Below are 12,363 nucleotides of genomic sequence, written 5' to 3'. Positions count from 1 at the left end.
CGTTCTCCTTTATCTTAATTAGAATGAGTAGTTCGGTGATTCTTTCGTAATTTGAATATTATGTGGATGGCTTTCTGCTAAACCAGCAGGACCCATACGTGTAAATTGTGCTTCTTCGCGTAATTCTCTTAAATCGTGTGAACCAGTATAACCCATACCAGCACGCACACCGCCCATTAATTGGTAAATTGTATCTTGTAACGCACCTTTATAAGCCGTACGTCCTTCGATACCTTCAGGAACAAATTTCTTAGGCGCTTTGTCCTCTTGGAAGTAACGGTCGTTTGAACCTTTTTCCATCGCACCTAAAGAGCCCATACCACGGTATACTTTATATTGTCTACCTTGGAAAATTTCTGTTGCGCCTGGGCTTTCTTCAGTACCTGCTAATAAGCTACCTAACATAACCGCATGTCCACCAGCAGCTAATGCTTTAATGATATCTCCTGAGAATTTAATACCACCATCAGCAATGATAGCTTTACCATGTTTGCGTGCTTCAGTTGCACAATCATAAATTGCTGTAATTTGTGGTACACCAACACCTGCTACAACACGCGTCGTACAAATTGAACCTGGGCCAATACCAACTTTAACAATATCTGCACCCGCTTCAAATAAATCTTTTGTTGCTTCTGCAGTTGCTACGTTACCTGCTACTAATGTGATTTCTGGGTAAGTCTTCTTAATATGTTTCACTTGATCGATAACACCTTTAGAGTGACCATGTGCTGTATCGATAACTAAGACATCCACACCTGCTTCGACTAATTTTTGAGCACGAATATCAGTATCTTTTGAAATACCAATTGCTGCGGCTACAAGTAGACGACCATGTTCATCTTTTGCTGCATTAGGGAATTCGATAACTTTTTCAATATCTTTAATAGTAATAAGACCTTCTAGACGTCCGTCTTTAACTAATGGTAACTTTTCAATCTTATGTTTTTGGAGAATTTTTTCTGCTTCTTCAAGTGTTGTATTCACTGGAGCTGTAATTAAATTTTCTTGCGTCATTACATCTACAATTTTAATCGAGAAGTCTTCAATAAAACGTAAGTCACGGTTTGTTAAAATACCTACTAAGTTGCGATCTTCTTTATTATCAACAATTGGTACACCTGAAATACGGTATTTACCCATTAATGCTTCTGCTTCATAAACGCTTTCTTCTGGCGTTAAGAAAAATGGGTTTGAAATGACACCATTTTCTGAGCGTTTTACTTTTTGAACTTCGTCCGCTTGTTCTTCAACGCCCATATTTTTATGAATAACACCTAAACCACCTTGACGAGCCATAGCAATCGCCATTTTAGATTCAGTTACAGTATCCATACCAGCAGAAATAACTGGAATATTTAATTTAACTTTGTCTGATAATTGTACGCTTAAATCAACGTCTTTCGGTAAAATATCAGATTGTGCTGGAATTAATAACACATCATCAAACGTTAATGATTCTTTTGCAAATTTACTTTCCCACATTAAAAACAGCCTCCATTTTTCAAATTAATTAGTTATATTATTTCACATTTTCTTCCGTTTGTTTATACTTTATTCCATTAAAAAAGAAATTAAGAATAATTGCAGAGATTGCGCCTAAAACAATTCCGTTTTGAGTCAACCATGCAAATTGTTCACCTAAACCTTTAAATGCTTGTGGTACAGCGCTTATACCAGTACCTAATCCTACTGATACAGCGATAATTAATAAATTGTTTTGATTTTTAAAATCGATATGTCCTAATATACTAACACCATATGCCATTACCATGCCAAACATAGCTATCATCGCACCGCCTAACACAGGTAGCGGTATGATATTTGCTAATGCGCCAAGCTTAGGTATACAACCACATATAAGTAATAACACGACCATGCCGTATATAACATTGTTTTTCTTAGCGCCGGATAAAGAAACAAGTCCTACATTTTGCGAATAGGCTGTATACGGAAATGAATTGAATATAGAACCTAACACTATCGCTAGACCTTCCGCAGTATAACCTTTACGAAAATCTTTTCTTTCTAACTTCTTACCGGTAATTTCACTTAACGCATGATAGACACCTGTCGACTCAATTAAACTAACGATAGCTACAATAAAGAACACTAACGTCGATGTCACATCAAAGCTAAATCCAGAGAATCTAAACGGCACTGGGATGCCTAACCAACCGGCATGATTGACTTGATTAATATCGACCATCCCAAGTAAGCCAGCACCTATCGTTCCTAAAACGAGTCCAATTAATATGGCAATACTCTTAATAAATCCAGTTGTGAATCTTTGTAAAAGAAGAATAATGATTAATGTCATTAAACCTAACAAAATGTTCTTAACATCTCCATAGTCCTTTGCACCTTGACCTCCAGCTAAGTAATTCATTGCTACTGGCATTAAATTGATACCAATGATAGTAACAACACTACCCGTTACTACTGGTGGGAAGAATTTTACAAGATGTGAAAAGAAAGGCGCGATGATAATAACTAATATCCCTGATAAAAATAGCGAACCATAAAGTACATCTATTCCTTTCGTTTGACCAATTAAAATCATGGGCGCAACAGCCGTGAATGTACATCCAAGAACGATTGGTAATCCTGTTCCTGTTACTTTATTGGCTTGTAAAAATGTGGCAACCCCACACATAAATATATCTACTGTAACTAAGTAAGCGATTTGTTCAGGTGTAAACTTCAAACTTGTACCAACAATGATTGGAACTAAGATAGCACCTGCGTACATAGCTAAAAGATGTTGAACACTTAGGATTAAATTTTTCATTATTCTTCTCCCACCAATGTCACTTTGTTTCCTTCTAGTGAAGCAACCTTGCAGAGAGAAGAAACTGTTAAACCTGCTTCTTCTAAACGTTGATGCCCATTTTGGAAACTCTTTTCAACAACAATACCAATACCAGCTGTCTTAGCATTCGCTTGCTGTGCGATATCGTATAATCCTAATGAAGCATCACCATTTGCTAAAAAGTCATCGATGATAAGTACAGTATCTTCTTCTGATAAAAACTCTTTTGAAACAATGACCGTACTTGTTTTATTTTTAGTAAATGAATGAATAGATGTTTCATAATAACCATCCGTCAAAGTGCTAGGTTTTGCTTTTTTCGCAAATAAACATGGCACATCAAAATGCAGTGCAGCCATGATTGCAGGTGCGATACCGGAAGCTTCAATGGTTAAGATTTTAGTAATCCCTTTATCTTTAAATTGCTCGTAAAAAGTGCGACCAACTTCATTCATTAACTTTGCATCAATTTGATGATTTAAAAATCCATCGACTTTTAAAATCTTCTCATCAATGACAACGCCGTCTTCCTTTACTTTTTGTCCTAGTAACTCCACTCTTAAAACCTCCTCAGATTTGTGTGAAACATTTTGCTCTTAAATTGGTGCTAGATACAAAAAAATCCCCAAACTAAATAATAGTTTCAGGGTTTATGAGTGAACGAACATGCATAACGAATTTGTCATGCAATCAATGTAAAAGAAGTTTCATCAAATAAACTGTGACCATCATATAAAATGATATAAATCACCCACCATGGTTACAATTTAATGGCTGAAGCTACTCCTAGTATTGTGTTGTTACTCATAGTCATGTCGTTCAAGGCAACATGGTAGAAACTTCTAAAGCCATATTCTTTAGATTATATGAGTTTATGTAAATTATTTAACGATAATAGCAAATTTTCGGCATTTTTTCAATAACTGCTTAGGTAATCTTTTAATAGTTTTATAAATGTACAGAGACGTTTAATGCGAATGAAGACTTATAACTTAATAATGTAAGGGTTTTACTTTATAATAAGAAGGGTAAAAGATTAAATAAACAAATTTTTAAAGGGGCGACAACTATGGCAGATATTACTGTAGTAAATGACACTGGCGAATTATACAACGTAATCAATCAAAAGAAATCTGAAGGTTATTTAGAATCAGAGCTAACAATTATTAGTAAAAGTAAATTACACCTAAATGACTTACACGACTCTGAAATCTCCCTTATCTCAACAAGTGGAACATTTAGTGATAGAATGACTAAACTGTTAACAGGAGAAGATGGTGAACATGCAGTTTTATCACGCTACAACTTAGCGCCTGATGAATTAGAAAAATATAAACAACTTATTTTAGACGATAAAATGTTAGTTGTAGCGGTTCGTGACAAATCATCACATCAAGAAGTGCATGAAAATAATTCAGCTTATGAAGAGATTGATATTACACATTTTGCTGAAGCATCTAAAGGTCCCAAAGCTTAGTTATCACACTGAATTCAAAATGAGATTACTGTACTGTCTAATTTAAGATAGTACAGTTTTTTATACCATTTAAAAGTTTATGAACAGTCTTTTACAGCAGGCGATTATGCTATAATATTATTTAAATTGGGGAGGTGTTCTTATGGAATTTAAAACCATTCAATCTGTCAAAGATCCACATTACAACGAAGCACTTAAACTTTACGATACTAAGTTAAATTTATCTTTAACTGAAGATAAACGTATCATCAAACGCTCATTAGAAAACAACAAAACCGAAAACGATTATGTCTTTATCGTAGGCTTAGAAAACGATGTTGTTGTCAGTCTAGCAACTGCACATTATGAAGCCACAACCAATTCAGCATTTTTAATTTATTTATTCGCAAAAGACCTACCCAACCATGATGAGTTAATGACGCAAACATTACATCAAATTGAACATGAACTAAACTTATTATCAAACCTTGTTCATTCTAGAAGTATTAACTTTTTAATGATGGAAGTCCCTAAAGAACCTGCAGATTTAACACAAGATAACGGCCTCATTATTGAACACCGTAGACAGTTTTTATACGAACATCAATTTGAAAGACAAACTGAAATTGATTACATTCATCCAACTAATGATGGTCACACTAAAAAAGTGGACTTATTTTTAAAGAAAAATATTAAACTGACAAAGGATATCTACGGTACAAGTGTTAAATCAAATTATATTTTGAAGTATGTATTTGCCAATGGTATCGCACGTGAAATTATTTATGCTTTATTAGAAGAAATGGATTTACGTAAACCATTTTAAACAAACTTGAAATCACTAACAATAACGTTTAAACTATGTATGAAGCAAGACTGACGTTTCACTGCCCGTAGACAAACGTCAGTATACATAAAGTATATGCAGAAAGGACTTTAAAGTATGTTAACTAAAGAATTTGCACAACGCGTAGAACTAAGTGAGAAGCAAGTACGTAAAATTGTTCAACATTTAGAAGAACGTGGTTACCAACTAAGCAAGACTGAATATCGTGGTCGTGAAGCAACTGATTTCAAAGAAGAAGATATCGAGCTTTTCAAAGACATTGCCGACAAAGTAAAACAAACAAATAGTTATGATCTAGCGTTTGATGAATTAGAAAAAGAAAAAGACTTCCTGCAAGTCATTGTCAAAAACGATGACAAAAACTTACCTACTAATCAAAATGTCGCTCAACTAGTAGAAGATTTACGCCTAGAAATCCAGAAAATGCGCGAAGAACGTCACCTACTTGGTCAAATGATGAATCAAGTACATCAGCAACAACAAGAATTAAAAGAACTTCAAAATCAACTTACATCTAAAATCGATTCAAATAGCGAATCCTTAAAAGCCATCCAAACATCACAAGAGGCTATCCAAGAAGCGCAAGCCTCTCAAGCAAAAGCATTAGCTGAATCAACAAATAAAGTTGAAAAGAATGCTGTTACTGAAGATAAAGCTGACAGTAAAGATTCGAAGGTTGCTGGAGTGAATACATCAACAGACGCTAAGACGGATACTAAAGCAGAAAATGCAGGCGATGGCACTGCTACTAAAGTAGATAAAGAGGATCAAATTTCTGCAACTGAAGCAATTGAAAAAGCCAGCGTTGAGCAGTCTAAAAATGACAATGCAGCTGAGACTTCAAATAAAGAAGCTACAGTAGATGCAGAAGCGCAACATGATGCTGAACAACAAGTAGCAGAAGCCCATGCAGAAGCTTCTAAACAAGCTACTTCGAACGATTCATTGGAAGCGAAAGCAGAAAATGACAGCACAGCTTCACAGTCAGAAATGTCAGAACCAAAACCTCAAGAAGAGAAAAAAGGTTTCTTCGCACGTTTATTCAACCTGTAAACTTGTGATTTGAACACAAATTTAATACTCAATTCATATATAGCTTTGATTTAAAAACTGATTTTTATAAACCTATAGAACTGTAATTTACTTTCAAATTTAATACTCAATTCATAAAACCTGAAACAAGCTGATATACTCCATTCAATATCTACTTTGAAGAGAGCATATCAAACTAATTTGTTTCAGGTTTTTTAATTATTCATTATGATTAATATTGAATTTTGAATAAATTTTTATAGTATGTTACTTTTAAATGGGATGGCTTCTGTGTACTTCTAAATAGATTCATCTTAATAAGTCCATTCAATTTAAATGTTTGGCTGTGTTAGTAACTGACGAATCGCACAAGTGCACACTCATATTCACATTTACTACAAACGCCTTTTTGCTCAAACAAAAATATTTGTTTACGGTAGCTTTTGAACTACCACCTGCACACACGAACACTCAAAAGATGCTAATTTTGATTCGACAGAATTTTTTACAACGTGTTTGTTCGAAACGTCTTTTCAAGGTTGATCATTTATTATCTTTTCATTCAATAAATATGAGGTTAGCAATTTTTATCAAACCGCCATAGCCACATCTCGATTCAAGGATAAATTTGTTTTCTCATATCTTATCTCTCATGACAGTGCACGATATATATCTTTTCCAAATATTCATCACTTTTTTCCTGTTAAAATCATTTCTATTATTAATGCTTTAATGACAACTTATTTAATTTATTGCATTTAATGCCCTGCTTCATTTTCAAATATTAACTTTAATCGACTAGCTCATCACACTATTTACCCTTTCCACCTATCACTACTGAATTCAAAACGATTTGTTTACAAATCCCCTTATGCCAACGGTCGAATTTCATCATGTTTACATTTAATTGCAAATGCCCTCTTGAAATATTTTAAAATTAATATTATTCTTAGCATACTAGTCGGAATTATATTCAAAAATTTAAGGAGTGACGTTCATGAATGCTTTTCTTACACTGATTAATATTATTGTATTGGTGATTTTCATCGTAATATTGCACATGATGGCTCGCAAACATATATCTTTTGCGAAACGTGTGTTTACAGCTTTAGGGATTGGTATAGTATTCGGTGTGTTATTGCATCTTATTTATGGCACACATTCGAATGTTATTACATCAACAAGTGACTGGTTCAACATTGTCGGACAAGGTTACGTTGCATTGTTGCAAATGATTGTTATGCCTTTAATTTTCATTTCTATTGTAGCTGCATTCACTAAAATTCAAATCGGAGAAAAGTTTGCTAAAATTGGTAGTCTCATTTTTATCTTTTTAATTGGCACTGTCACCATTGCTGCGATTGTTGGTGTTGTGTATGCCTTGGTGTTTGGTTTAGATGCATCAACAATTAACCTTGGTAACGCTGAACAAGCACGTGGAAGCGAAATTGCTAAACAAGCGAAAGATTTAACAGCACATACGTTACCACAACAAATTTTGGAATTATTGCCTAAAAATCCATTCTTAGATTTCACTGGACAACGTGCAACTTCCACGATTGCTGTCGTGATATTTGCTTCGTTTATAGGATTTGCTTATTTACGCGTAGCACGCAAACAACCTGATCATGGTGAATTGCTTAAGCGTGCGATTGACGCTATCTATTCACTAGTAATGGCGATTGTGACGTTCGTCTTACGTTTAACGCCATACGGTGTATTAGCAATTATGGCCAACACATTATCGACAAGTGACTTTGGCGCCATTTGGACTTTAGGAAAATTCTTAATCGCATCGTACGCTGCATTAATTACGATGTATATCATTCACTTAATTATTTTAAGCCTGTTAGGTATTAGCCCAATTCGCTATGTTAAAAAGACTTTGGAAGTATTAATCTTTGCATTCACATCACGCTCAAGCGCGGGTGCCTTACCATTGAATGTACAAACACAAACAAGACGTCTAGGCGTGCCAGAAGGTATTGCCAATTTCGCTGCGACATTTGGATTGTCGATTGGACAAAATGGTTGTGCAGGCATTTACCCTGCCATGCTTGCAATTATGGTCGCACCCGTCGCTAATGTAGAAATTGATTTACAATTTATTGTAACGTTAATCGCTGTCGTGATTATTAGTTCATTCGGCGTTGCTGGCGTCGGTGGCGGGGCTACATTTGCATCCATATTGGTGTTGTCAACGTTAAACTTGCCAGTCGCTTTAGCCGGCGTGCTCATCTCCGTTGAACCATTGATTGACATGGGTAGAACAGCATTAAACGTGAACGATTCAATGCTAGCTGGTACAGGTACCGCCAAGTTAACTAAACATTGGGATAAAGATACTTTCGATTCAAATGATAATGCTGCATTAACTTCACACTAATTCATTGCAAGAAATACCCGCCCCCTCTAGCTATACTTATCATTTTAAGCTAGAGGGGGGCGGGTTATTTTGGTATCTTGCTATCGCTGTATTAAGCCTGATTTTTGCAATTGTTCTAACATATCTAATCTTGCTTTGTTTCCTAGGAACATCTCAATTTGCTGCGACCATGTTTCTTTGCGATTCCCGTTTGTACGTTGATCATAGTACTCGCTGATTGTCTGGTCGTAATCTGCCATTTGTGCATACTGTGTTTCCTTATCAGCATGATACTTATTATGATGGAAGACATGGTCAAATGGTAAGCGTGGCTTGGCTGCACCATTTTCGTCATCTGCGGGTTCCCCTACTGCCATACCAAATACCGGGAAGACATAGTCAGGTAAGTCTAAAATTTCTCGAACGCGTTCAACATCATTTCTTAATGATCCTAAAAAGACAATGCCATACCCCATATCTTCAGCAGTTACCGCAATATTTTCGGCAACTAATGCTGCATCGATTGCACCTACTAGCAAACCTTCCGTTGAACCATATGCATTTTCCATATCAGTTTCAGCATGTTGATCAACTAAATGATGACGATAATAATCAATAACAAAGACGAATAAATAGCCATTTTCTACAACATAAGGTTGTCCAGAAACTTCTCGTAAATTTTCTTTAATCTTCTCATCGTCGATACCAATAATTGAGTATGCTTGCAGGAAACTTGACGTCGAAGCGCTTTGTCCAGCTTCTACCAATTTCTTAACAACGTCTTCACTTAAAGGTTTATTCTTAAATTTTCTAACAGAATGATGCTTTTTCACAAGATTATATACATGTTCTGACACGTTACCCACTCCTCGATACTTTACAATTAATTTAAAATCTTCATATTGCAATTGTACACGTCCAAACTTTTTTATAGCAATTATTTGCTTATAAGTTAATAATTGAACTTTTTAAAATATTGTCTCATACTTTAAAAATCCAGTTTCTCACTCATTACCTTCATCCATCTCGAACAAATATTCTCATACCATTATCAATAAGGTTGACTTAGTTGAGAATACAAATCTTCTTTTTTTACATTTTTTACATTAAAATCAAGATATTAAATATAGACACAACCTTTTAAATCATCAACTACAAAATCCATTATCAAAGCACTTTATATTATCTTTCTTTATTTTAAAAGTAATCATTCACTTTACAAAGTTATCCAGTTGACTATTCTGGATCAAAATGTAATAATGCTAACTAAGAGATTAGAATTATTATAATTAAGCGCAATCAATTGATAGTTCTAATTCATACTTAAATTCTTAGGAGGAAGATATTTATGTCATTAATTAACAAAGAAATCTTACCATTTACAGCGCAAGCTTTCGATCCAAAAAAAGATCAATTTAAAGAAGTTACACAAGAAGATTTAAAAGGTTCTTGGAGCGTAGTATGCTTCTATCCTGCTGACTTCTCATTCGTTTGTCCAACTGAATTAGAAGACTTACAAAACCAATATGAAGAATTACAAAAATTAGGCGTAAATGTATTCTCAGTATCAACTGATACTCACTTCGTACACAAAGCATGGCATGACCATTCAGATGCAATTAGCAAAATCACTTACACTATGATTGGTGACCCATCACAAACAATCACTCGTAATTTTGATGTATTAGATGAAGCTACTGGTTTAGCTCAACGTGGTACATTCATTATCGACCCAGACGGTGTTGTACAAGCATCTGAAATTAACGCTGACGGAATTGGCCGTGACGCTAGTACATTAGCTCACAAAATCAAAGCAGCTCAATATGTTCGTAAAAACCCTGGCGAAGTATGCCCAGCTAAATGGGAAGAAGGCGCTAAAACATTGCAACCTGGTTTAGATTTAGTAGGTAAAATCTAAGGAGGCATTACAACCATGCTTAATGCTGATTTAAAACAACAACTTAAACAACTATTAGAACTAATGGAGGGCAACGTTGAATTCGTTGCCAGCCTTGGTTCAGATGATAAATCCAAAGAACTTAAAGATTTGTTGACAGAAATTACTGATATGTCACCTAGACTATCTCTTTCTGAAAAATCTTTAAAACGTACACCAAGTTTCTCAGTCAATCGTCCTGGCGAAGAAACAGGTGTAACATTTGCAGGTATTCCATTAGGTCACGAGTTTAACTCACTTGTTTTAGCAATTTTACAGGTTAGTGGTCGTGCACCTAAAGAAAAACAGTCAATCATTGACCAAATTAAAAAATTAGAAGGTTCATTCCATTTTGAAACATTCATTAGTTTAACGTGTCAAAAATGTCCTGATGTCGTTCAAGCACTTAACTTAATGAGTGTGATCAACCCTAACATCACGCATTCTATGATTGATGGTGCAGTGTTCCGTGAAGAATCTGAAAACATCATGGCAGTCCCTGCTGTCTTTTTAAATGGCGAAGAATTTGGCAATGGTCGTATGACAATCCAAGATATTCTTTCGAAACTAGGCAGTACGGCAGATGCATCTGAGTTTGAAAATAAAGAACCTTATGATGTCTTAATCGTTGGTGGTGGTCCTGCTAGTGGTAGTGCAGCGATTTACACAGCACGTAAAGGTTTACGTACTGGTATAGTTGCTGATCGTATCGGTGGCCAAGTTAATGATACTGCTGGTATTGAGAACTTCATTACTGTTAAAGAAACAACTGGTTCTGAATTTTCTTCTAACTTAGCAGCGCACATTGATCAATATGACATTGATGCAATGACAGGTATACGTGCTACAGATATCGAAAAGACTGACGAAGCAATTAAAGTTACGTTAGAAAACGGTGCTGTCTTAGAAAGTAAAACAGTCATTATTGCTACTGGTGCAGGTTGGCGTAAGCTAAACATTCCAGGTGAAGAGCAATTGATTAATAAAGGTGTTGCATTCTGCCCTCACTGTGACGGACCTCTATTTGAAAATAAAGACGTAGCAGTTATCGGTGGCGGTAACTCTGGGGTTGAAGCAGCAATTGACCTTGCTGGTATCGTTAATCATGTTACATTATTCGAATTCGCTAGCGAATTAAAAGCAGACAACGTGTTACAAGATCGTTTACGTTCTTTATCAAATGTTGATATCAAAACAAATGCCAAAACTACTGAAGTTGTCGGAGAAGACCATGTTACAGGTATACGTTACGAAGACATGAACACCGGCGAAGAACATCTACTTAACTTAGATGGTATCTTTGTTCAAATTGGTTTACTTCCAAACACATCATGGTTAAACGATGCTGTTGAATTAAACGAACGTGGTGAAATTGTGATTGATCGTAACAATAATACGAATGTTCCTGGAATATTTGCTGCTGGCGATGTCACAGATCAGAAGAACAAACAAATTATCATTTCAATGGGCGCTGGTGCAAATGCAGCATTAAATGCCTTTGACTATATTATCAGAAACTAAAGTTTCATTCATTTCACTGACAGTATCTTACATTTGTTAAGATGCTGTTATTTTTTTATCCCGACATAAAATCATGTTATGATAAACTTAATATATACAACGAGATGTGCGATAATGCTTAAAGTATGTACCTCTCGCAAACAAATCAATATGAAAAATGATATTGAGAAAGAAAAGTATGTGAACGAAATTATTATGCTTTTACGTACGATACCTACGTCTAAATTAGTACAACCAATTATGCAGTTATTTATAGATAAAGCTATCCTTAACAACGTCCAAAATGATGCATTATTGATAGAAAAAGCAACTCATGCACGTAATCATTTACGTCTATGGTCATTGCAAGGTCATCGTGACATTCCAAACTAATTCAATGTTACTCTATTAAACA

11 protein-coding genes, 1 pseudogene and 1 riboswitch are annotated in these 12,363 nt (G+C 35.1%); of the genes and pseudogenes, 7 read left to right on the top strand and 5 right to left on the bottom strand.

Going from position 1 to position 12,363, the window contains the following annotated elements; genetic code table 11:
• Window positions 1-18: 18 nt before the first annotated feature.
• The 3 genes from guaB to xpt are packed head-to-tail and all read right to left on the bottom strand — an operon-like array spanning window position 19 to window position 3,369.
• Window positions 19-1,485 (bottom strand): IMP dehydrogenase, encoded by a 1,467-nt coding sequence (gene guaB / locus JG553_RS12655; protein WP_000264071.1) that lies wholly within the window; start codon window positions 1,483-1,485, stop codon window positions 19-21.
• 37 nt (window positions 1,486-1,522) lie between these two features.
• Complete coding sequence (gene pbuX / locus JG553_RS12650) at window positions 1,523-2,791, bottom strand: xanthine permease PbuX (RefSeq protein ID WP_000793009.1); 1,269 nt, start codon at window positions 2,789-2,791, stop codon at window positions 1,523-1,525.
• Complete coding sequence (gene xpt, locus JG553_RS12645) at window positions 2,791-3,369, bottom strand: xanthine phosphoribosyltransferase (RefSeq protein WP_000421410.1); 579 nt, start codon at window positions 3,367-3,369, stop codon at window positions 2,791-2,793. The genes pbuX and xpt overlap by 1 nt, the downstream gene beginning before the upstream one ends.
• Before the next feature lie 230 nt (window positions 3,370-3,599).
• Window positions 3,600-3,702, bottom strand: a riboswitch (purine riboswitch).
• A gap of 179 nt (window positions 3,703-3,881) precedes the next feature.
• Between xpt and JG553_RS12640 the strand changes: the two genes are divergently transcribed.
• From JG553_RS12640 to JG553_RS12630, 3 genes are all read left to right on the top strand, one after another.
• Window positions 3,882-4,289: a general stress protein gene (locus tag JG553_RS12640; RefSeq protein WP_000763768.1), complete on the top strand. Its 408-nt coding sequence runs from the start codon at window positions 3,882-3,884 to the stop codon at window positions 4,287-4,289.
• 142 nt (window positions 4,290-4,431) lie between these two features.
• Window positions 4,432-5,094, top strand: a complete 663-nt coding sequence (locus JG553_RS12635; RefSeq protein ID WP_000394698.1) for a hypothetical protein — start codon at window positions 4,432-4,434, stop codon at window positions 5,092-5,094.
• Window positions 5,095-5,211: 117 nt separating this feature from the next.
• A complete protein-coding gene (locus JG553_RS12630; protein ID WP_000956132.1) occupies window positions 5,212-6,168 on the top strand; it encodes a prolipoprotein diacylglyceryl transferase in 957 nt (318 codons plus the stop codon).
• A gap of 790 nt (window positions 6,169-6,958) precedes the next feature.
• Here the strand turns inward: JG553_RS12630 and JG553_RS12625 are convergent.
• Window positions 6,959-7,060, bottom strand: coding sequence for a hypothetical protein (locus tag JG553_RS12625; protein ID WP_001789518.1), 102 nt, complete (start codon window positions 7,058-7,060; stop codon window positions 6,959-6,961).
• Window positions 7,061-7,144: 84 nt separating this feature from the next.
• Here JG553_RS12625 and JG553_RS12620 point away from each other — a divergent pair, with 84 nt between their 5' ends.
• The gene (locus tag JG553_RS12620) at window positions 7,145-8,533 is read left to right on the top strand and encodes an L-cystine transporter (protein WP_000991007.1); all 1,389 of its coding nucleotides are present in this window, start codon (window positions 7,145-7,147) and stop codon (window positions 8,531-8,533) included.
• An 80-nt stretch (window positions 8,534-8,613) separates the two neighbouring features.
• Here the strand turns inward: JG553_RS12620 and nfsA are convergent, their stop codons facing one another.
• A complete protein-coding gene (nfsA, locus tag JG553_RS12615) occupies window positions 8,614-9,369 on the bottom strand; it encodes an oxygen-insensitive NADPH nitroreductase (RefSeq protein ID WP_001289311.1) in 756 nt (251 codons plus the stop codon).
• A 491-nt stretch (window positions 9,370-9,860) separates the two neighbouring features.
• Between nfsA and ahpC the strand changes: the two genes are divergently transcribed.
• The 3 genes and pseudogenes from ahpC to JG553_RS12600 all read left to right on the top strand — a co-directional run.
• Window positions 9,861-10,430, top strand: coding sequence for an alkyl hydroperoxide reductase subunit C (ahpC, locus tag JG553_RS12610; protein ID WP_000052781.1), 570 nt, complete (start codon window positions 9,861-9,863; stop codon window positions 10,428-10,430).
• A 15-nt stretch (window positions 10,431-10,445) separates the two neighbouring features.
• On the top strand, window positions 10,446-11,969 hold the full coding sequence (ahpF, locus tag JG553_RS12605) for an alkyl hydroperoxide reductase subunit F (RefSeq protein ID WP_000930486.1): 1,524 nt from the start codon (window positions 10,446-10,448) through the stop codon (window positions 11,967-11,969).
• 135 nt (window positions 11,970-12,104) lie between these two features.
• Window positions 12,105-12,341, top strand: a pseudogene (locus tag JG553_RS12600) (hypothetical protein); the annotation flags it as partial.
• Window positions 12,342-12,363 lie beyond the last annotated feature (22 nt).

Origin of the sequence: Staphylococcus sp. T93, from assembly GCF_016743875.1 — a bacterium.
In the GTDB taxonomy this organism is placed as follows: Bacteria; Bacillota; Bacilli; order Staphylococcales; family Staphylococcaceae; genus Staphylococcus; species Staphylococcus aureus.
The sequence above is the reverse complement of the archived record's forward strand: the minus strand, read 5'-3'. Positions and strand labels throughout refer to the sequence as shown.

Coding starts and splice junctions, on each gene's coding strand:
- JG553_RS12635 (WP_000394698.1), top strand. CDS start 4,432: ATGGAATTTAAAACCATTCAATCTGTCAAAGATCCACATTACAACGAA.
- JG553_RS12630 (WP_000956132.1), top strand. CDS start 5,212: ATGTTAACTAAAGAATTTGCACAACGCGTAGAACTAAGTGAGAAGCAA.
- ahpC (WP_000052781.1), top strand. CDS start 9,861: ATGTCATTAATTAACAAAGAAATCTTACCATTTACAGCGCAAGCTTTC.
- guaB (WP_000264071.1), bottom strand. CDS start 1,485: ATGTGGGAAAGTAAATTTGCAAAAGAATCATTAACGTTTGATGATGTG.
- JG553_RS12640 (WP_000763768.1), top strand. CDS start 3,882: ATGGCAGATATTACTGTAGTAAATGACACTGGCGAATTATACAACGTA.
- pbuX (WP_000793009.1), bottom strand. CDS start 2,791: ATGAAAAATTTAATCCTAAGTGTTCAACATCTTTTAGCTATGTACGCA.
- JG553_RS12620 (WP_000991007.1), top strand. CDS start 7,145: ATGAATGCTTTTCTTACACTGATTAATATTATTGTATTGGTGATTTTC.
- ahpF (WP_000930486.1), top strand. CDS start 10,446: ATGCTTAATGCTGATTTAAAACAACAACTTAAACAACTATTAGAACTA.